At 64.4% G+C, this 19,966-nt stretch carries 16 protein-coding genes; 13 read left to right on the plus strand and 3 right to left on the minus strand.

Annotation, left to right across the window (positions count from 1 at the left end; genetic code table 11):
• Positions 1 to 101 precede the first annotated feature (101 nt).
• The 3 genes from ACS5Q0_RS00065 (at position 102) to ACS5Q0_RS00075 (ending at position 3,404) form a co-directional block, all read left to right on the plus strand.
• Positions 102 to 2,033, plus strand: a complete 1,932-nt coding sequence (locus ACS5Q0_RS00065; RefSeq protein ID WP_473124561.1) for a calcium-binding protein — start codon at positions 102 to 104, stop codon at positions 2,031 to 2,033.
• Positions 2,034 to 2,163: 130 nt separating this feature from the next.
• Entirely contained in the window at positions 2,164 to 2,874 is a 711-nt protein-coding gene (locus ACS5Q0_RS00070) for a glutathione S-transferase (protein ID WP_473124562.1), read from the plus strand.
• Between the two features lie 248 nt (positions 2,875 to 3,122).
• Positions 3,123 to 3,404 (plus strand): hypothetical protein, encoded by a 282-nt coding sequence (locus ACS5Q0_RS00075; RefSeq protein WP_473124563.1) that lies wholly within the window; start codon positions 3,123 to 3,125, stop codon positions 3,402 to 3,404.
• A 65-nt stretch (positions 3,405 to 3,469) separates the two neighbouring features.
• Here ACS5Q0_RS00075 and ACS5Q0_RS00080 read toward each other — a convergent pair whose 3' ends face one another.
• Positions 3,470 to 4,261 carry a class II glutamine amidotransferase gene (locus ACS5Q0_RS00080; RefSeq protein ID WP_473124564.1) on the minus strand — a complete coding sequence of 264 codons (792 nt, stop codon included), beginning with the start codon at positions 4,259 to 4,261 and terminating at the stop codon, positions 3,470 to 3,472.
• Positions 4,262 to 4,431: 170 nt separating this feature from the next.
• Here ACS5Q0_RS00080 and ACS5Q0_RS00085 point away from each other — a divergent pair, with 170 nt between their 5' ends.
• On the plus strand, positions 4,432 to 5,841 hold the full coding sequence (locus tag ACS5Q0_RS00085; protein ID WP_473124565.1) for a sodium:proton antiporter: 1,410 nt from the start codon (positions 4,432 to 4,434) through the stop codon (positions 5,839 to 5,841).
• Between the two features lie 115 nt (positions 5,842 to 5,956).
• Here the strand turns inward: ACS5Q0_RS00085 and ACS5Q0_RS00090 are convergent, their stop codons facing one another.
• Both ACS5Q0_RS00090 and ACS5Q0_RS00095 read right to left on the minus strand, forming a co-directional pair.
• A complete protein-coding gene (locus tag ACS5Q0_RS00090; protein ID WP_473124566.1) occupies positions 5,957 to 7,051 on the minus strand; it encodes an NAD(P)/FAD-dependent oxidoreductase in 1,095 nt (364 codons plus the stop codon).
• A gap of 66 nt (positions 7,052 to 7,117) precedes the next feature.
• Positions 7,118 to 8,728 carry a phosphoenolpyruvate carboxykinase gene (locus ACS5Q0_RS00095; protein ID WP_473124567.1) on the minus strand — a complete coding sequence of 537 codons (1,611 nt, stop codon included), beginning with the start codon at positions 8,726 to 8,728 and terminating at the stop codon, positions 7,118 to 7,120.
• Positions 8,729 to 9,248: 520 nt separating this feature from the next.
• On the opposite strand from ACS5Q0_RS00095, the gene ACS5Q0_RS00100 reads away from it, so the two are divergent.
• From ACS5Q0_RS00100 to ACS5Q0_RS00140, 9 genes are all read left to right on the plus strand, one after another.
• A complete protein-coding gene (locus ACS5Q0_RS00100; RefSeq protein WP_473124568.1) occupies positions 9,249 to 9,947 on the plus strand; it encodes a response regulator transcription factor in 699 nt (232 codons plus the stop codon).
• A 92-nt stretch (positions 9,948 to 10,039) separates the two neighbouring features.
• On the plus strand, positions 10,040 to 11,905 hold the full coding sequence (locus ACS5Q0_RS00105) for a stimulus-sensing domain-containing protein (protein ID WP_473124569.1): 1,866 nt from the start codon (positions 10,040 to 10,042) through the stop codon (positions 11,903 to 11,905).
• Positions 11,902 to 12,357, plus strand: a complete 456-nt coding sequence (locus ACS5Q0_RS00110; protein WP_473124570.1) for an HPr kinase/phosphorylase — start codon at positions 11,902 to 11,904, stop codon at positions 12,355 to 12,357. The genes ACS5Q0_RS00105 and ACS5Q0_RS00110 overlap by 4 nt, the downstream gene beginning before the upstream one ends.
• An 88-nt stretch (positions 12,358 to 12,445) precedes the next feature.
• Entirely contained in the window at positions 12,446 to 12,847 is a 402-nt protein-coding gene (locus ACS5Q0_RS00115; protein WP_370439029.1) for a PTS sugar transporter subunit IIA, read from the plus strand.
• A gap of 5 nt (positions 12,848 to 12,852) precedes the next feature.
• On the plus strand, positions 12,853 to 13,173 hold the full coding sequence (locus tag ACS5Q0_RS00120; protein ID WP_473124571.1) for an HPr family phosphocarrier protein: 321 nt from the start codon (positions 12,853 to 12,855) through the stop codon (positions 13,171 to 13,173).
• A 108-nt stretch (positions 13,174 to 13,281) separates the two neighbouring features.
• Complete coding sequence (gene ahcY, locus ACS5Q0_RS00125; protein WP_473124572.1) at positions 13,282 to 14,682, plus strand: adenosylhomocysteinase; 1,401 nt, start codon at positions 13,282 to 13,284, stop codon at positions 14,680 to 14,682.
• Between the two features lie 372 nt (positions 14,683 to 15,054).
• A complete protein-coding gene (locus tag ACS5Q0_RS00130; protein WP_473124573.1) occupies positions 15,055 to 17,622 on the plus strand; it encodes a PAS-domain containing protein in 2,568 nt (855 codons plus the stop codon).
• Between the two features lie 31 nt (positions 17,623 to 17,653).
• Positions 17,654 to 19,213, plus strand: a complete 1,560-nt coding sequence (tsaE, locus tag ACS5Q0_RS00135) for a tRNA (adenosine(37)-N6)-threonylcarbamoyltransferase complex ATPase subunit type 1 TsaE (protein ID WP_473124574.1) — start codon at positions 17,654 to 17,656, stop codon at positions 19,211 to 19,213.
• A 77-nt stretch (positions 19,214 to 19,290) separates the two neighbouring features.
• Complete coding sequence (locus ACS5Q0_RS00140) at positions 19,291 to 19,959, plus strand: nucleotidyltransferase family protein (protein ID WP_473124977.1); 669 nt, start codon at positions 19,291 to 19,293, stop codon at positions 19,957 to 19,959.
• Positions 19,960 to 19,966: the final 7 nt, after the last annotated feature.

Consider the following 19,966-nt stretch of genomic DNA (forward strand, 5'->3'; position numbering starts at 1 on the left):
CGCCTCAAGTTGCGCCGGTAACGAACTGCGCAATCCGCCCATTCCCTTCGACACTCGACGATCCGCGGCCATTCGAACAGCCTTAGTTTCAGGAGACCGAAATGACGTTCAAGATTTGGGGCATCGAGGATGCCGCCCGGGCTTCCGGCACCGACCGGGACGCCATCGCGATGCTGCCGAACGGTGGTTATGTGGTGACATGGCGCGAGAACACCAAAATCGCGTTCCAGCTCTATGACGGGAATGGCGTCAAGAATGGCGGCGTCCATTTCGTTTTCGACGGAGGTCGCGCTCAGCAATTCGCCGATGTCACGGCCGTTGGCACCGACGGCGGCTTCGCCATTACCTGGACGGAGACCCTGACTACGGGCGGGCGGCTCCTACGGAACCAGACATTCAATCACGACGGCTCGGCGAATACCGATCTGACCGAGAATGCGGCTGTCCAGATGGATGGGGCGCAGATGGCGCCCAACGGTGATAACGGTTGGACGACGGTCTTTGTGGAAGACATTTCCGGAACGAATACGATCAGGCTCCTTCAGCATAACGCGCTGGGCGTACCGTTGGGCAGTGCCGTGAGCGTCTCCTCAGCCTCCGGTGTCCGCGATCCGGATGTCGCTTGGCTCGGTGGCACGAAACATCTCGTTTCCTTTTTTTCGAACGGCAGCATCTCGTTCTCGATCATCGACGGCGATCAGGTCGGGGCTGCGACGACCGTTTCCGCAGGTATCAAGAGCGACGTTGTGGCGCTGAAGGATCCCGCGACCGGTGCTCTGACCGGCGCCTTTGCCGTCATCGTCGACAAGGGCGCAACGGGTATCGAGGCCCGTCTCTACGACGCGAATGGAGGCTTTGTCAGCGCGGTGGACATCGCGGGAGCCAAGCCCAATTCGGATTTCGATTGTGTCAGCGTCACGGCTCTCAGAAGTGGCGGCTTCGCACTTGCCTATATTGCGGCGGATGCGTCGGCAGGTGACCAGGGCGATGTTTATGTCCGTATCGTCGATGCGAATGGCGTCGCGGGGCCTGCTCTGAAGGTGAATGGAAGGGCAGCCGTCGACAGCTTCGGCTCCCAGAAAACGCCCTCGATCTCCGAAACGGCGGATGGCCGCCTTGCTGTATCCTGGAACGACCAGACGATCGGCAATGGCCTGACCTCCACGACGATCGTCGATGCGCGCACAACGAGCGTCACGGTGGTCGGGACCGCCCACAATGATGTCTACGCTCCCTCTGAACACACTGGCGACAATCTGGACGGCGGCGAGGGCATCGATACGTTGACCTTCAAGGGGACGACGACCGGGGGCGTTTCGGTCAATCTCAGCACGGAATCCGGCTCAGCCGGTGATGCGGCAGGTGACACCTACAAGAATTTCGAGAACGTCATCGGCTCCAAGTTCAACGACACCATCGCCGGCAGCACAGGCACCAACAAGCTCGAAGGCGGTGCGGGCAACGATACCTACTCCATCAACGACACCAGCGATGTCGTCGTGGAAACGTCGACCGGCGGCACGGCGGACCTGGTCTATGCCAGCGTGAGCTATACCCTGTCGTCCTACATCGAGAAGCTCTATGCCAGCGGCAGCGGCGCGATCAACCTGACCGGCAATGCGCAGGCCAACACGATCAAGGGCAATGCCGGAGCCAACAAGATCAACGGCGGGGCGGGCAAGGACACGCTCTACGGCGGGTCGGGCAAGGACATCTTCGTGTTCAGCACCAAGCCATCCTCGTCCAACCTGGACAAGATCGCCGACTACAATGTGAGCTATGACTCGATCTACCTGGAGAACGCTGTGTTCACCAAGCTGGGCTCCGGCTCGGTCTCGAGCCCGAGGAAGCTCGCGGCTTCCGCCTTCTGGACAGGCGCCAAGGCGCACGATGCCAGCGACCGCATCATCTACGATCCTGCCAAAGGCTATCTCTACTACGATGCGGACGGCACCGGATCATCCAAGCAGGTGCTGATCGCCACCCTCGCCAAGGGCCTCAAGATGACCTACGCCGAGTTCTTCGTCATCTGAGCAAGCGCCGTTCCGCTCCGAACCGAAAGCGCCCCGAAAGGGCGCTTTTTTCTTGGCGCACTTGCCCACGACCGGGTTTTCCGAATCAGGCCGGTCACGCATGATTGCAGGGATCAGTTCGGAGCAGACCATGCCTTACGAACTCTACTACTGGCCGACCATCCAGGGACGTGGCGAGTTCGTGCGCCTTGCCCTTGAGGAAGCGGGGGCCGATTACATCGATGCGGCGCGGGAATCGGAAGGCGTCGCCGTGTTGATACGAATGATCGAGCATGCCGGGCATCCGCCCTTCGCGCCACCCTTCCTGAAGGACGGCGAGGCCGTCATCGGGCAGACGGCGGCGATCCTGCTTTACCTGGGCGCACGGCACGATCTTGCGCCGAAGGACCCGGCAGGCGGGCTGTGGACGCATCAGATCCAGCTCACCATCACCGATCTCGTGGCAGAAGCGCACGACACGCATCATCCGGTCGCGGTCAGCCTCTATTACGAGGACCAGAGGGCCGAGGCCCTGCGGCGATCCGCCGAGTTTCGCGAAAACCGCATCCCGAAATTTCTGGACTGGTTCGAGACGATCCTCGCCCGTAATCCAGCGGGCGATGCGCATCTCGTCGGCAACCGGGTCACCTACGCCGATCTGTCCCTGTTCCAGGTGATCGAGGGATTGTCCTACGCTTTTCCGAACGCCATGGGGCGTGTGCTCAAGGATGTGCCGCGGGTCGCGGCCCTGCACAGGGCCGTCGGCCGACGGCCGCGCATCAAGGCGTACCTCGCAAGCCCCCGCCGCATCCCCTTCAACGAGGAGGGTATCTTCCGGCATTATCCGGAACTGGATGGCTGACCCTTACGATCGCTCGCGCGGAAGCACAGATCCGCGCGATGCGGCAAGGGGATAGCGCCTGTCACGCCGGTGTTCCGGCAACGATCCGTTAATCGCTGTGGCGCAATGTGGAGCAGAGATGTGCCGCCTGTCCGCCGATCTCGCGCCGAGGATCCGGCTGAGAGGCTTTTGCGCTCACGCCGTGATAGAGCTGCGAGCGGACCGAGGCTGGTCCGGCTGTCACCTTTCGACCTTCCGAGGAGGCGTTCATGATCAAGGAAACGGAGACCGCTGCGGTCCGTCTGTGGCGCGACCGGGTGCAGCTACGGGAGCAGGAGCGCAACGAAGCCCAGACGCGCCTGCGGATCGCCGAGGAGAAAGTGGCGATCCTCATGGCCGAGAACGACCGTCTCGCTGCCGAGAACGCCCGCCTGCGCGCCTTGATCAATCCCGATGCGGACAGCGCCCGGACGGAAACCCAGAGGCAGATGGAGGAGCTCAGAGGCGCTCTCCTGCCGCTTCTGTCCGGTGCGAGCGGCTCCCTGAACTGATCCTCGGCTGAAGACGAGACCTGCTCTGCCTGTCGCGGAACCGGCACGCTTCGCCGGGAAAGCCCCTATGCCGCGATCTGCGCCATGGCTTCGTTGAGGCAATGCACGGCCACGGATTGGCCCGTCCGCGCCACGAGGCAGCAACCCTTCGGCACCTCTCGCCAGCCCTTGGTCTTGTCGTCGATGGGTTCGGAGACGACGAGCAGATTGCCCTTCTCCTCCCGGAAATAGAGCGTCGGCGGCTTGGCGTCGCATGCCCAGCGAAAGGCCCAGAGGTTTTCGCCGTCGGTGAAAGCGGCGGTGAAGCGCAGGGCCTCCGCGATGCCCGCCCCGTCCATGAGCCGGCGCACCTGCTTCAGGGTCTGCGCCATGGCTCGCACGGGTTCCTCCGCAAGCCCATTGGCCAAGGCCACGAGGAAGATCGCCTCGGAATCCGTCGTGCCCTGGCGGCGGTCATAGAGCTCGTCCGGGATCATGGCCTCGAGCCGCCGCTTGATATGCCTGTATCCACCGATCTGGCCGTTATGCATGAAGAGGTGGCGGCCATGGGAGAAGGGATGACAATTGGCCCGCGTCGTGGAGGTGCCGGTGGAGGCCCGCACATGAGCGAAGAAGTGGCCGGAGCGCACCTGCGCGCACAGGCTCCGCAGGTTCTCGTCGGACCAGGCGGGGCGCACCTCGCGATAGATGCCGGGCTCCTTGCGCTCCCCGTACCAGCCGATGCCGAAGCCGTCGCCGTTCGTCTCCGTCTTGGCCTCGACCGCATGAAGGGACTGATGGACCAGCGAATGCGCCGGGGCGCAGACGAGTTCATCAAGGAAGATCGGCTCTCCCCGGTAGGCAAGAAAGCGGCACATCGGCTCCACAACCCCAGGCGCAGCAATAATTTGTAATTCTGTTGTAGTCTCTTCCTCTCATGGTGAACAGCCGGTTAACGGCGATGCCGTTGCGGCCGGCCACGCCTTCCCTTAAACCGTGCCTCAACATCACAGACATGCCGGAGCGCCGGCGAGGGGGAATCCGAACCATGCGACGCATCTCCAGCGCGGCACTCGCAGCCGCTGCCCTGACCGTGCTCCCTCAAGCCGCCTTCGCGGCGGAACTCGATGGGGCGGCCTTGGGTCCCGTCTGGGCCCTGCCCTTTGCCGGAATCCTGCTCTCCATCGCCTTGTTCCCTCTGGTCGCCGGTCATTTCTGGGAGCATCACCAGGGCAAGATCGCGGCCGTCTGGGGCCTGCTGGTGCTCGTGCCCATGGCAGCCCTCCTTAGCCCGACGACAGCGCTCCATGCGCTCTCCCACACGGCGCTTCTCGAATATGTTCCGTTCATCCTGCTGCTTCTCGCGCTCTTCACGGTGGCGGGCGGCATCCTGGTGCGGGGCAACCTGCATGGCTCCCCCGGCACGAACACCCTGCTGCTCGCCATCGGCACGGTGCTCGCGAGCTTCATCGGCACCACCGGCGCATCCATGGTGATGATCCGGCCCATGCTGCGCGCCAATGACGACCGCAGGCACAATGTCCACGTCTTCGTGTTCTTCATCTTCCTGGTCTCGAATGTCGGCGGCTCGCTCACGCCGCTCGGCGACCCGCCGCTCTTCCTCGGCTTCCTGCGCGGCGTCGACTTCTTCTGGACCACCACGCATCTCTTCCCGGAGACGCTTTTCGTCGCCGGCGTCCTCCTCGCGCTGTTCTTCGTGATCGACACGGTGATCTACAGGAAGGAAGGCCACATGACTCCCGATCCGACGCCCGACAATCCGGTCCGCGTGAAGGGGGGCATCAACTTCCTACTGATCCTCGTCATCATCGCCGCGATCCTCATGAGCGCCACCATGGACCTTGGGCGCGTGACGGTGCTGGGCGCCGAGATCGAACTCGCCAATGCGCTGCGCGATCTCATCATGATCGTCGTGACGATCGTCTCGCTCACGCTCACGCCGAAAGCGAACCGCCTGGAGAACGGCTTCTCCTGGGGACCGATCCAGGAAGTGGCGAAGCTTTTCGCCGGCATCTTCATCACCATCATTCCGGTGCTCGCGATGCTCAAGGCCGGCGCGGACGGTGCCTTCGCACCCCTCGTCGCCCTGGTGACGAACCCGGACGGCAGCGCCAACAACGCCGCCTATTTCTGGCTCACCGGCGGCCTGTCATCGTTCCTCGACAACGCGCCGACCTATCTCGTGTTCTTCGAGCTCGCCGGCGGCGATCCGCAGGCGCTGATGACCACCGGCGCCCTGACCCTTGCCGCGGTCTCCGCCGGGTCCGTGTTCATGGGCGCGAACTCCTATATCGGCAACGCACCCAACTTCATGGTCTATGCGATTGCCCGTCAGGGCGGCGTGAAGATGCCGAGCTTCTTCGGGTATCTCCTCTGGTCGGGTGGCATCCTGGTGCCGATCTTCCTGGTCGCGACGCTTCTGTTCTTCAGGGGCTGATCGTATGCGTCATCCCCGGGCTCGTCCCGGGGATCCCTATCTTCCGACGTTGCGGTTCCAAGACGTCGATGGCTGAGTCAGACTCGGCCATCAGTGAGGGAATTGTCAGGCCACTCTAAGCACTCAGCCGCTCCGCCACGTCCTCGGCGAGCGACAGGCAAGAGGTCAATCCCGGGCTCTCGATCCCGAACAGATGCACAAGACCGGACAGCCCATGCTCCTCCGGTCCCTCGATCATGAAATCCGCCGCCTTCTCGCCGGGTCCCGTGAGCTTCGGGCGTATCCCCGAATAATCGGGCACCAGCGCTCCGTCGGGCAGTCCCGGCCAGTAGCGCCGGATCGAGGCATAGAAGCTCTCCGCGCGGCCCGGATCGACCTCGTAGATCTCGCGGTCGATCCATTCCACATCGGGTCCAAAGCGCATGCGCCCCGCGAGATCGAGCGTCACATGCGTGCCCAGCCCGCCATCGACAGGGGCGGGATAGATCAGGCGCGAGAAAGCGGGTTTGCCGAGGCAGCCGAAATAATTGCCCTTGGCCAGCACGAGCGGCGGAATGCGCTCCGGCGCATAGCCCTCCGTCGTCCGCGCGAGGGCCTGCGCGCCCAGGCCCGCCGCGTTGACCACGGCGTCGACGGCGATCTCTGCGGGCTCCGCGCCCCCGACAACCACGTTCCACCCCGTTCCATTCCGCGCGATCCGATCCACCGGCGCATGGAAAGCGATCATGCCGCCGGCGGATTCGAGATCGCCCTGGAGCGCGAGCATGAGCGCATGGCTGTCGATGATCCCGGTTTCGCGCGAAAGCACCGCGCCGGTGCAGGAGAGGTTCGGCTCCAGGGCCGTCGCCTCTTCGCCCGTCAGGAAGGAAAGCCCCTCGACGCCGTTGGCGACGCCCTGCTCGTAGATGCCCTCGATCTTCGCCTGCTCGAGATCGTTGGTCGCCACGATGAGCTTGCCGCATTTCTTGTGCGGCACGCCGTGGCTCTCGCAGAAGGCGTAGAGCATCCGGCGCCCGTTCACGCAGTGACGGGCCCGCAGAGAGTCCGCTGGGTAATACATGCCCCCATGGATCACCTCGCTGTTGCGCGAGGAGACGCCGTTGCCGATGCCGCCGGTCTTCTCCGCGACGATGACGTTATGGCCGCGCAGGGCCAGGGCGCGGGCGGAGGCCAAGCCTACGACGCCGGCTCCAATGACGAGTACGTCCATTCAACTCCCTCAATGCAAAACGGCGGCCCGAAAGCCGCCGCCTTTTGTCGTTGCGATGTCAGGCCGTCAGGCGGCGATCGACATCTGCGGCGCAGCGCGGCGCACGTCGGAATCGACATGCCCCTCGAAGCGCTTGAAGTTCTCGTTGAACATGGCGATCAGGCGCTTCGCCGTCTCGGCGAACTCGGCCTTATCCTGCCAGGTCTTGACGGGATAAAGGATGTGCGGCTCGACGCCGGGCACCGAGGTCGGCACCGCGAAACCGAAATAGGGATCGCGGCGGAAATCGGCACGGGAGAGCGAACCGTCGAGCGCCGCCGTCAGCAGACGGCGCGTCACGCGGATCGGCATGCGGCGGCCGACCCCGTACTTGCCGCCGGTCCAACCCGTGTTGACCAGCCAGCAATCCACCGAGTGCTTGGCGATCAGATCGCGCAGCAGGTTGCCGTATTCGGACGGGTGGCGCGGCATGAAGGGCGCGCCGAAGCAGGTGGAGAAGGTCGCTTCGGGATCCTTCACACCCTTCTCCGTGCCCGCCACCTTCGCGGTATAGCCGGAGAGGAAGTGATACATCGCCTCGGCAGGGGTGAGCTTGGCGATGGGAGGCAGGACGCCGAACGCATCGCAGGTGAGCATCACGATGTTCTTCGGAATGCCTGCGCGGCCCGTGGCGCTTGCATTGGGAATGAAATCGAGCGGATAGGCGCAGCGGGTGTTCTCCGTCTTCGACGCATCGTCGAAATCGGGCATGCGGGTGATGGGATCGACCACCACGTTTTCCAGAACCGTGCCGAAGCGCTCGGTGGTGGCGAAGATCTCCGGCTCCGCCTCACGAGAGAGGCGGATGGTCTTGGCGTAGCAGCCGCCTTCGAAATTGAACACGCCGTTCGGCCCCCAGCCGTGCTCGTCGTCGCCGAGGAGGACACGGTTCGGGTCGGCGGACAGGGTCGTCTTGCCGGTGCCGGAGAGGCCGAAGAACACGGCCACGTCACCCTCGCGGCCCACATTGGCGGAGCAATGCATGGGCATGACGTTCTGCGCGGGCAGCACGTAGTTGAGATAGGTGAAGACGGACTTCTTCATCTCGCCGGCATAGGACGTGCCGCCGATGAGCACGATCTTGCGGGTGAAGTCGCAGGCGATGACCGTCTCGGAGCGGCACCCGTGACGGGCCGGATCCGCCTTGAAGGATGGAAGATCGATGATGGTGAGGCCGGGCACGTAGTCCCTGAGCTCGCCCATCTCCGGGCGGATCAGCAGGTTGCGGATGAACAGGGAATGCCAGGCGAATTCCGTGAAGACGCGCGCCTTGACCCGGTAGGCGGGATCAGCGCCACCGTAGAGATCCTGGGCGAACAGCTCCCGGCCCTCGGCATGGGCGAGGAAATCCTGCAGCAGGGCATCGAAGTTTCCGGACGTGATGGCGCCGTTGTTGTCCCACCAGACGGAGCTCTCGGTAGCCTCGTCGCGCACCACGACCTTGTCCTTGGGGGAGCGGCCCGTATGCACGCCGGTCTCCGCCAGGAGAGCGCCTCCCTTCACGAGCCTGGTCTCGCCCCGGGTCAGTGAATGCTCGTAAAGTGCGGGAGCTTCGAGGTTCCAGTAGACTTTCTTGAGATTGCGGAAGCCGATAGCCTCCGCGCCTTGAGCGCTGTTGAAGACGCCGATGTTATCCACGGAAAACTTCTCCTGGTCGCCGAAGGTCAGGCGGCCGGAGGTGCCGCCTTCCGATGGCTGTCATATTGATACATTCAGACAAGGCGGGTGTCACTCCCCGTCAAATCGCCTGAACCAATGATGTTTAGGTCAGACGGCCAAGCCGTCAACCGAGCCATTCCATGGCATTCTATTTTTCGCGACGCTAGACCTTCCGAGCAGATCGGGCCGGATTTTCCGACATTGGCTGCAATTCTTTCGGAGAATTGACGGGTCGCAGCCCCGCCCTGCCATGCTTTTTGGGACCCAATACGCCCCATCGACCACGGCCGGCAGACCACAAAACAGCCGCCTGTTTGTTCATCTCCCGTTGAACCGGAACTTCCTAAACACCACTATCCGTTCGTTCCGCCCCTCGCTTGGAGCTGCGGCAACCATAATTATGCCATCAGTAAGGCGCAGTTGGGCACGATTCGAGGCCGTCTGCGTTATCGAACGATACGTCACGCGACCCTCGTCCGTGTCAGCCAAGGAAGAGTTCATGCCCACGATCGCTCTTGTCGACGACGATCGCAACATCCTGACTTCCGTTTCGATTGCCCTCGAGGCAGAGGGCTACCGCATCCAGACCTATACCGACGGAGCCTCGGCTCTCGACGGCCTGAAGCACGCCCCTCCGGACCTTGCCATCTTCGACATCAAGATGCCGCGCATGGACGGCATGGAGCTCCTGCGCCGCCTGCGTCAGAAGTCCGACCTGCCCGTGATCTTCCTGACCTCCAAGGACGAGGAGATCGACGAGCTGTTCGGCCTGAAGATGGGCGCGGACGATTTCATCCGGAAGCCGTTCTCTCAGCGCCTTCTGGTGGAACGCGTGAAGGCGGTGCTGCGCCGTTTCGCGCCCAAGGACCAGAGCGTTCCCAAGGAAACCGATCCGAAGGCCCTGGAGCGCGGCCAGCTGAAGATGGATCCGGAGCGTCATGCCTGCACCTGGAAGGGCGAGCCCGTCACGCTCACCGTCACCGAGTTCCTGATCCTCCAGGCCCTGGCGACCCGCCCCGGCGTGGTGAAAAGCCGCAACGCGCTCATGGACGCGGCTTATGACGATCAGGTCTATGTGGACGACCGCACGATCGACAGCCACATCAAGCGCTTGCGCAAGAAATTCAAAGCGGTTGACCAGAGTTTCGAAATGATCGAGACCCTTTACGGCGTCGGCTACCGTTTCAAGGAAGCCTGATGCCTGCAGGACTTGCCCCTCGAAGGCAAGGGACAACCAGGAAAGACGGGTATGGTCCGAAACCCTTTCGGATCATACCTGAATGAAGTGGCATGAAGGCTGATCCCATCCACGCCGAGGCGGCGACAGACGATCCGCCTGCTCCTCGCGGCATCCTGGCGCGGCTGAAACATTGCGGCCGCATGCTCTCGCAACGCGCCTCATCGAGCCTGACCCGGCGCATCGTGGTGCTCAACCTCGCGGGCCTCGTGGCCCTGCTCGTCGGCTTCCTGTATCTCAACCAGTTCCGGGAAGGGTTGATCGAAGCCCGGGTGCAAAGCCTGCTCACGCAGGGCGAGATCATCGCCGGCGCCATCGCCAGCTCGGCGACGGTGGAAACCAACACCATCACCCTCGACCCCGACCAGCTTCTGCAGATGCAGGCGGGCGAGACGGAGCGCCTGCACGACGAGAGCCTCTCCTCTCTCGAATTCTCCATCAACCCGGAACGGGTCGCGCCCCTGCTGCGGCGGCTCGTGACGCCGACCCAGACCCGCGCCCGGATCTTCGACCGCGACGGCCTCCTCCTGCTCGATTCCCGCAATTTCTATTCCCGCGGCGACATCCTGCGCATGGACCTGCCGCCGGTCGGCAACGTGGAGGACACGACGAGCTTCATCGAGCGCACCTGGAACAGCGTGCGCAAGATGTTCCGGCGCACCAAACGGCCCGTCCTCGAAGAGGCGGGCCCCGTCAACGGGAAATCCCTGCCGGAGGTGCAGCAGGCCTTCTCCGGCCAGCAATCGAGCGTGGTGCGCGTCAACAACCGCGGCGAAACCATCGTCTCCGTGGCCGTGCCGGTCCAGCGTTTCCGCACCGTCCAGGGCGTGCTGCTGCTCTCCACGCAGGAGGGCGACATCGACGCCATCATTGCCTCCGAGCGGTTCGCCCTGCTCCAGGTGTTCCTGGTGGCGGCGGTGGTCATGATGGTCCTCTCGCTCTTCCTGGCCGGCGCGATCGCGGGTCCCGTCCGCCGCCTGGCGGAAGCGGCGGAGCGCGTCCGCTGGGGCACCAAGTCGCGCCAGGAGATCCCGGACTTCACCAACCGCTCCGACGAGATCGGCCATCTCTCCGGCGCCCTGCGCGACATGACGAAGGCGCTCTACAACCGCATCGACGCCATCGAAAGCTTCGCGGCGGACGTGGCGCACGAGCTGAAGAACCCGCTCACCTCCCTGCGGAGCGCCGTGGAAACCCTGCCGCTGGCCCGCAGCGACGAATCCCGCGAGCGGCTCATGTCGATCATCCAGCACGACGTGCGGCGCCTCGACCGCCTCATCAGCGACATTTCCGACGCCTCGCGCCTCGACGCCGAGCTTGCCCGCGCAGACGCTGAACCCGTCGATATGGCCCGCCTGCTCGAAGCGGTCGTGTCGGTGGCCAACGAGCGCCGGCAGGAGCACGATCCGCTCATCGAACTCACCATCGAAAGCCATACGCGCGGCCGCGATGCGTTCCTGGTGCTCGGCCACGACAGCCGCCTCGGTCAGGTCTTCAACAATCTCATCGACAATGCCCGCTCCTTCTCGCCGCCCAACGCATCGGTGCGCGTGACCCTGAGGCGGCGCAAGGCCGGGGTCGAGATCCTGGTGGAGGACAGCGGCCCCGGCATCGAGCCCGATGCCCTCGACCGGATCTTCGAGCGCTTCTACACGGACCGCCCCGAGCAGGGCTTCGGCCAGAATTCGGGCCTGGGGCTTTCCATCTCGCGCCAGATCATCGAGGCCCATCGCGGCACGATCCGCGCCGAGAACCGCCTCGGCCCCCCTGACGAGGAGGGCGAGCCGCGGCGGCTCGGCGCCCGCTTCGTCATCCGCCTTCCGGCCGCCGAGCATCCGAAGGGCAGGAAAGACCAGGGCAGGAAGGAAACAGGCAGGCAGGGCCAGGCCCGGACCGCTCAGGGGGAGAGGACGCCTTGAGCACGCCCGAAACCGTGCATGCCTCCTGCGTCGTCATCGGTGAGGCGGGCGTCCTGATCCGGGGCCGGTCCGGCTCCGGCAAGTCGACCCTGGCGCGGGAAATGGTGCTTCACGCGCTCCAGAGCGGTCGGTTCGGCTGCCTCGTGAGCGACGACAGAACCAGTCTCCGCGCCGAGCACGGACGCTTGTTGGGAAGCCCGGTGGAGCCTCTCGCCGGACATCTCGAGATCCATGGCCTGGGGATCACCCGCCAGCCCTATGAGCCCGCCGCCGTCATCCGCCTTGTGATCGACCTGAGCGAGGACCCGCCGCGCTTCCCGGAAGCGGACGATGGCAACATTGTTCTGTGCGGCGTCATGATCCCTCGCATCCGCATGCGAGCCGGGGCAAGCTTCGCAAGCATCGCCCTGGGGCGCCTGAGTGGTGTTTGCGACACGGTCGTGACACTGTGATGAACTTTTCCTCTCAATGCTCTTGCGCTTGGCTTCGCAGTGCACAAAATAGCGGCTCCGCTCTCGGAGCGTTCGGACCTGGAACATTATGATTGGAATGGTGCTCGTCACCCACGGGCAGCTCGCGACGGAGTTCAGAGCCGCGCTTGAGCATGTGGTGGGTCCTCAAGAGCAGCTTGAGACGATCACGATCGGCCCCGACGACGACATGGAGACACGGCGCAAGGACATCATGGCCGCCGTGTGCCGGGTCAATTCGGGCCAGGGCGTCGTGGTCCTGACCGATATGTTCGGGGGTACCCCCTCGAATCTCGCCCTGTCCTGCATGAATGGCGGCTCCGTCGAGGTGGTCGCCGGGATCAACCTGCCCATGCTCATCAAGCTGGCTTCCGTGCGCGACGAGGAGCCGCTGGGAGACGCGGTTTCGCACGCCCAGGAGGCCGGGCGGAAATACATCAACATCGCCTCGCGCGTTCTGTCGGGAAAATAAGAACCATGGATCAACCCCTCGACCAGGATTGTCCCCCCGCTCCTGTGCCCGAGGGAGCCGAGGCCCGCGAGCTTCCGATTGTCAACCGCCGGGGCCTGCATGCCCGTGCCTCGGCCAAGTTCGTCCAGACCGTCGAGCGCTTCGATTCGGACGTCACCGTGACCCGCTGCGGCGAGACCGTGGGGGGCCGCTCCATCATGGGCCTCCTGACCTTGGCCGCGGCCCAGGGCACCACCATTACCGTGACCGCCAAGGGCCCCGACGCGGCAGCCTGCCTCCAGGCCATCGACGATCTCGTCGCCGGCAGGTTCGGCGAGGACGAGTAGAGCCCGGCCTCGACATATAAAGACATCTTTATATCTTGATTGCCTCCAGGGCGCCGCTCTGGTAGAGACGTGCGCCAAGGAAAAATCATCGGGTGCATGGAGGCCATCATGGCTCAGGACTACATCGTCAAAGACATCGGCTTGGCCGATTTCGGCCGCAAGGAAATCTCGATCGCCGAGACCGAGATGCCGGGCCTCATGGCCGTGCGCGAGGAATACGGACCGAAGCAGCCTCTGAAGGGCGCCCGGATCGCCGGCTCGCTGCACATGACCATCCAGACGGCGGTGCTGATCGAGACCTTGAAGGCTCTCGGCGCCGACATCCGCTGGGTCTCCTGCAACATCTACTCCACCCAGGACCACGCCGCGGCCGCCATCGCCGCCGCCGGCATCCCGGTCTTCGCCTATAAGGGCGAGACCCTGAAGGAATACTGGGACTACACCGCCAAGCTGTTCGACTGGCACGACGGCGGCATGCCGAACATGATCCTCGACGATGGCGGCGACGCCACGATGCTGGTCCATCTGGGCCTGCGCGCCGAACAGGGCGATACCGCCTTTCTCGACAAGCCGGGCTCCGAGGAAGAGGAAGTTTTCTTTGCTCTCATCAAGCGGCTGCTCTCGGAAAAGCCGAAGGGCTGGTTCGCCCAGCTCGCCGCCTCGATCAAGGGCGTCTCGGAAGAGACCACCACCGGCGTTCACCGCCTCTACATCATGGAAAAGGACGGCAAGCTCCTCTTCCCGGCAATCAACGTGAACGACTCGGTGACGAAGTCAAAGTTCGACAATCTCTACGGCTGCCGCGAGTCGCTGGTGGACGGCATCCGCCGCGGCACGGACGTGATGATGGCCGGCAAGGTCGCCATGGTCGCCGGCTTCGGCGACGTGGGCAAGGGCTCGGCCGCTTCGCTCCGCCAGGCCGGCTGCCGGGTGCTGGTGTCGGAGGTCGATCCGATCTGCGCGCTCCAGGCCGCCATGGAAGGCTATGAGGTCACGACGATGGAGGACGCGGCTCCGCGCGCCGACATCTTCGTCACGGCCACCGGCAACAAGGACGTGATCACCATCGAGCACATGCGTGCGATGAAGGACCGCGCCATCGTCTGCAACATCGGCCACTTCGACAACGAGATCCAGGTCGCGGCCCTCAAGAACCTCAAGTGGACCAACATCAAGCCGCAGGTGGACGAGATCGAGTTCGCCGACGGGCACCGCATCATCCTGCTCTCGGAAGGCCGCCTCGTGAATCTCGGCAACGCCATGGGCCACCCCTCCTTCGTGATGTCGGCCTCCTTCACGAACCAGACGCTCGCGCAGATCGAACTCTTCACGAACCAGGGCAAGTACGAGCGCAAGGTCTACACCCTGCCCAAGCACCTGGACGAGAAGGTGGCTTCGCTCCACCTCGAGAAGATCGGCGTGAAGCTCACGAAGCTCCGTCCCGATCAGGCAGCTTACATCGGCGTCTCCGAGGCCGGTCCGTTCAAGCCGGATCATTATCGCTATTGATCGCAACTTCCGTTACGGAAGTATCCAGAAAGCCCGGCTCAGCGCCGGGCTTTTTTCATGCGGCCGTCGTCGAATCGATATCGATGACGCAACGGCATGTGTGTGTCTCGATTGCAATATCGATCCACCAATTGCTCACAGCTTCTCCAAAGGAAGATTAAGACAACGTTAACCCTCTTCCTGGCGGAGTCGAGCGTGGTCTAGAGTGAATGCGATTCGACCGGCGATACCGCGGTTTTATTCGAAAACCATGCCGGAAGTTCCGTTCATGCGTAGGCGGTATCTCCTCTGGAGCACTCAAGAAGGCTCCGGAGGCATGAACACACTTGGCCGTTTCATTGAGGCCGCAAAGCATTGGGAGGACCGCACGGCATGGCCCGGCAAGGGAAACGCAACACAGGCAGCCGAGACGAGGCAGGAATCCTCGCAGGCTTCGCCCGCGTGTCCTTGGGCCTGACGCTGTTGTCCGGGACATCGCAAACGGCTCTTGCCGCCGCCCCTTCCTTCTCCGTCGTGGAGCAGGCCTCCGCTCTCCTCGATTATCTCTATGGCCTGAATCTCCACAGCGCGGCGGCGTTCGGCCTCTTCATGGGGCTCGTCTCGCTCACCACCATCACCTCGCTCCTGCTGATGATCGAGCGGCGCCGCTCGGCGCGCGTGGAGCGCGCTCTGCGCAAAGAGCTTGCGGCTCTGCGCGGTTCGGACGATCTCGCGACCCTGCTCATGGGCTCCGAGCGGCAGCTGCTGGTCAGCTGGCAGGGCCGGGACAGCGAGCCGCGCTTCCAGGGCGACCCGTCCATCATCGGCGAGGGCGCTCCCGCGCAGCGGGCCCTCGCCTTCGGCACCTGGATGCAGCCGGGCGACGCCGCTGCGGCGGAAGCCTCGCTCGAGCAGCTCAAGCAGCGCGGAGAAGCCTTCCGGCAGGTGGCGCATACGCTCTTCGACCGCTTCATCGACGTGGAAGGTCGCACCATCGGCGGCCGCGCGATCCTGCGCCTGCGCGACGTCACGGGCGACCGGGCGGACCTGCTCAGGACGCGGGCGGAGCTCGCGACCGCGCGCAGCGACCTGCGCTCCATGACCATGCTCCTCGACGACGTGGCCTATCCGCTCTGGATCCGCGATTCGGACGACAGGCTGATCTGGGCGAACCAGGCCTATCTGCGCGCCGTCGAGGCACAGGATCTCGACGATGCGACCTCCCGTTCCATCGAGCTCCTGAGCGAGCGGGCCCGCGACGAGGCGAGCCGCCAGCGCAGGAACGGAGCGACCTATGCGGCGCGCGTGACCGCGGTGGTCGCAGGCCAGCGCGCCGTGCTCGACGTGATCGAGCGGCCCACATCCGGCGGCAGCGCGGGCATCGCGGTGGACGTCTCCGAACTGGAAGCCGTGCGCAACGATCTGCAGCGACAGATGGATGCGCATGTGCGCACGCTCGATCAGTTGCCGACAGCGGTCGCGATCTTCGATGCGGCTCAGCACCTGATCTTCAGCAACGCCGCGTATCAGCAGCTCTGGGGCCTCGATGCGGCGTTCCTGTCCTCACGCCCGACGGACGGCGAAGTGCTCGATCGTCTGCGCGCCGCGCGCAAGTTGCCGGAGCAGGCAGACTTCCGCGCATGGAAGGCGGATTTTCTCACGGGCTACCGTTCCGTCGAACAACAGGAAACCTGGTGGCATCTTCCGGATCGGCGCACCCTGCGCGTGGTGACCAACCCCAATCCGCAAGGCGGCGTGACCTACCTGTTCGACGACGTCAGCGAGCGTTTCGAACTCGCTTCGCAGGTCAACTCACTGACGCAGGTTCAGGGCGAGACGCTCAACACGCTGAAAGAGGGCGTGGCCGTGTTCGGTTCGGACGGGCGCCTCAAGCTGCATAACCGCGCTTTCGCGGACATGTGGAATCTGCCACCTGACATGCCCGCGCAGAATCCTCATGTGGACGCCATCATCAAGATCTGCCGTCTGCTGGCGCCTCAGGAGGAGCCGTGGATCGACATTCGCGGCGCCGTCGTGGGCCTCGCCGACATGCGCATGGGCCATTCGTGCCGCTTCGAGCGCCGTGACGGCACTGCGCTCGATTGCACAGCGCAGCCTCTGCCGGACGGTGCGACTCTCCTGAGCTTCACCGACGTGACAGCGAGCGTGAACGTGGAGCGCGCGCTGACCGAACGCAACGAGGCGCTGGAGCGCGCCTCGCGGCTTCGCGACGAGTTCGTGCACCATGTGTCCTATGAGCTGCGCTCGCCGCTCACCAACATCATCGGGTTCACCCAGCTCCTCGGCGACGAGACCGTGGGCGCGCTCAATCCGCGCCAGCGCGATTATGCGGATCACATCATGCGCTCCTCGGCGGCGCTGCTGGCGATCCTCAACGACATTCTCGACCTCGCATCCATCGACACCGGATCCCTGGAGCTCACGCCGGAAATCGTGGACATCCGCTCCACCATCGAGGCCGCCATGCGCGGTCTGGAGGACCGGCTCGCGGAATCCTCGCTCCACCTCGTCATCGACACGCCGGACGATATCGGAACCTTCGTGGCGGACGGCAAGCGCGTGCGGCAGATCCTCTTCAACCTGCTGTCCAATGCGGTCGGCTTCTCCTCGCCGGGACAGACCATCACGGTCTCGGCCCGGAAGCGCGGCAGCGAGGTGATCTTCGACGTGAAGGATCAGGGCCGCGGCATCCCGCCGGAGATCAAGGCGCGCATCTTCGAGCGGTTCGAGAGCCACACCTTGGGCACCCGCCACCGGGGCGTCGGCTTGGGGCTCTCCATCGTGCGCTCCTTCGTGGAGCTTCATGGCGGACGCATCGAGCTCACCTCGGCGCAGGGCCAGGGCACCACGGTGACCTGCATCTTCCCCAATGAGCGGCAGGAATCGCCTTCTGATGGCGGATCCGTCTCATCTGCGCTAACTCCTATAGCCGCCGAGTAGGACTCAAGCGATGGTGAATGGATTGGCCCTCATGTCCGAGCAGGATGTTTCCCAAGCCGCGTGGATCGTGACACTTCCCGATCACGAGGCCACGGAGGATTTCGCGCGCAAGCTCGCCGAGGAACTGAGACCGGGCGATCTCGTGACCCTCTCCGGCGATCTCGGAGCCGGCAAGACCACCTTCGCGCGCGCCCTCGTGCGCACCCTGGCGGATGAACCGGAACTCGAGGTCCCGAGCCCCACCTTCACCCTGATGCAGGTCTATGACGGCCTGGTCTGCCCCATCGTCCACGCCGATTTCTACCGCCTCTCGGGCGGCTACGAACTGGTGGAGCTGGGCTGGGAGGAGATGACAGAGAACGCGATCGCACTGGTGGAATGGCCCGAACGCGCCGAGGGCGCGCTGAACGCCGACCACCTCGACATCCGTCTCGATTTCGCGCGCGGAGGCCATGGGCGTGTCGCCATGCTCACCGGCACGGGCACCTTCGCCGCGCGGCTCCAGCGCATCAAGGCGTTCCGCAACCTGGTGGATCGCTGCGGCTGGTCGGATGCGGTCCGCCTGCCGATGCCGAGCGACGCATCTGTGATCCGATCCTACGAGCGGCTGATCAAGATGAACGGCGAAACCGCGCTGCTCATGATCTCGCCGCCCCGGCCCGTCGGCCCGCCCGTGCGGCGCGGCAAGCCCTACACGACCATTGCGAAGCTCGCGGAGACGGTGCATGCCTTCGTGGCCATGGACAAGGGCCTGCGCGCATTGGGCTTGAGCGCGCCCTACATCTACGGCGAGGATCTCGATGCGGGCCTCCTGCTGATTGAAGATCTGGGCGCCGATCCCGTGACCGACGAGAACGGCCCGATCCCGGAGCGCTATGCGGAGGCCACGCGCCTGCTCGTCAAGCTCCACAGCACCGAACTGCCGCAGGTGCTGCCGGTGGCGGACGGGATCGAGCACGAGATTCCTCCCTACGATCTCGAAGCGCTTCTGATCGAGGTGGAGCTTCTCGCCGACTGGTACGTGCCGCACATCGTCGGCACGCAACTCTCGGGCTCGGCGCGCGCGGAGTTCCTCAATCTCTGGACGGAGGCGCTCGGTGAAATTCTCGCAGGTCCGACGACCTGGACCCTGCGCGATTATCATTCGCCCAACCTGATCTGGATGGCGGACCGCGAGGGCCTGCAGCGCGTGGGCCTCATCGACTTCCAGGACGCGGTTCTGGGCTCTCCCGCCTATGACGTCGCCTCCCTGCTCCAGGATGCGCGCATCACCGTGCCGGCCGATCTCGAACTCAAGCTCATCGGCCTCTATGCCCGAGAGCGCAAAGGCGCGGATCCCGCCTTCGACGTATCGGCCTTCGCCCGCGCCTACGCGATCATGGCGGCGCAGCGCGCCACCAAGATCCTCGGCATTTTCGCCCGCCTCGACCGGCGCGACGGCAAGCCCCATTACCTGAAGCACCTGCCGCGGATCGAAGCCTATCTCATCCGCAACCTGGCGCATCCCGCCTTGGCGAAGCTCAAGGCCTGGTATGAGAACTATCTCCCCCGGCTCATCCCGCACGACGATGAGCCGCCTCCTTCCGCTTGAGCATTTTTCCCGTGTCCCATCCTCCCCATCGCCGGCCCCATACCGCCATCATTCTCGCCGCGGGCCTCGGCACGCGCATGCTGCCGATCACGGCGAGCATGCCCAAACCGCTCGTGAAGGTGGCGGGCGAGAGCCTGATCGACTTTGCGCTCGACAGGCTGCACGAGGCGGGCATCGGCAAGGTGGTGGTGAACGTGCATCACTTCGCGGACATGCTGGAAGCGCACCTGCGCACCCGGACCTCCCCGCAGATCGTGATTTCCGACGAGCGCGACAGGCTCCTCGAAACCGGGGGCGGGGTGAAGAAGGCGCTGCCCCTTCTGGGACATGATCCCTTCATCACCTTCAATTCCGATTCCATGTGGATCGAAGGCAGCGAGCCGAATCTCAAGCGCCTCGTGGCCGCCTGGGAGCCCGAGCGCATGGACATTCTGATGCTCGTCGCCCCGTTATCCACAAGTGTTGGCTACGAGGGCTACGGCGACTTTCATCGCGATCCGGACGGCCGTCTGCGTCGCCGGGGAAGCGACCCGCATGCCGATTTCGTCTACGCGGGCGTGGCGATCGTGAAGCCGGACCTCGTGAAGGGGACGCCCGAGGGGGCCTTCTCGGCCAACGCTTTCTACGACCGCGCCATCGCGAATGGCCGCCTCTACGGCTTGCCTCTGGAAGGCCAATGGCTGCATGTTGGAGAGCCTCACACCATTGCCGAGGCGGAAAAGTGCCTTGCCGCGAACAAGCGATGAGGTGTCG

The organism is Microvirga sp. HS2, assembly GCF_055792805.1.

What these genes read in the sequence shown, in the direction of transcription:
- ACS5Q0_RS00065 (WP_473124561.1), top strand. Translation starts at nt 102, where the DNA reads ATGACGTTCAAGATTTGGGGCATCGAGGATGCCGCCCGGGCTTCCGGC.
- ACS5Q0_RS00070 (WP_473124562.1), top strand. Translation starts at nt 2,164, where the DNA reads ATGCCTTACGAACTCTACTACTGGCCGACCATCCAGGGACGTGGCGAG.
- ACS5Q0_RS00075 (WP_473124563.1), top strand. Translation starts at nt 3,123, where the DNA reads ATGATCAAGGAAACGGAGACCGCTGCGGTCCGTCTGTGGCGCGACCGG.
- ACS5Q0_RS00080 (WP_473124564.1), bottom strand. Translation starts at nt 4,261, where the DNA reads ATGTGCCGCTTTCTTGCCTACCGGGGAGAGCCGATCTTCCTTGATGAA.
- ACS5Q0_RS00085 (WP_473124565.1), top strand. Translation starts at nt 4,432, where the DNA reads ATGCGACGCATCTCCAGCGCGGCACTCGCAGCCGCTGCCCTGACCGTG.
- ACS5Q0_RS00090 (WP_473124566.1), bottom strand. Translation starts at nt 7,051, where the DNA reads ATGGACGTACTCGTCATTGGAGCCGGCGTCGTAGGCTTGGCCTCCGCC.
- ACS5Q0_RS00100 (WP_473124568.1), top strand. Translation starts at nt 9,249, where the DNA reads ATGCCCACGATCGCTCTTGTCGACGACGATCGCAACATCCTGACTTCC.
- ACS5Q0_RS00105 (WP_473124569.1), top strand. Translation starts at nt 10,040, where the DNA reads ATGAAGGCTGATCCCATCCACGCCGAGGCGGCGACAGACGATCCGCCT.
- ACS5Q0_RS00115 (WP_370439029.1), top strand. Translation starts at nt 12,446, where the DNA reads ATGATTGGAATGGTGCTCGTCACCCACGGGCAGCTCGCGACGGAGTTC.
- ACS5Q0_RS00120 (WP_473124571.1), top strand. Translation starts at nt 12,853, where the DNA reads ATGGATCAACCCCTCGACCAGGATTGTCCCCCCGCTCCTGTGCCCGAG.
- ahcY (WP_473124572.1), top strand. Translation starts at nt 13,282, where the DNA reads ATGGCTCAGGACTACATCGTCAAAGACATCGGCTTGGCCGATTTCGGC.
- ACS5Q0_RS00130 (WP_473124573.1), top strand. Translation starts at nt 15,055, where the DNA reads ATGGCCCGGCAAGGGAAACGCAACACAGGCAGCCGAGACGAGGCAGGA.
- tsaE (WP_473124574.1), top strand. Translation starts at nt 17,654, where the DNA reads ATGTCCGAGCAGGATGTTTCCCAAGCCGCGTGGATCGTGACACTTCCC.
- ACS5Q0_RS00140 (WP_473124977.1), top strand. Translation starts at nt 19,291, where the DNA reads ATGCTGCCGATCACGGCGAGCATGCCCAAACCGCTCGTGAAGGTGGCG.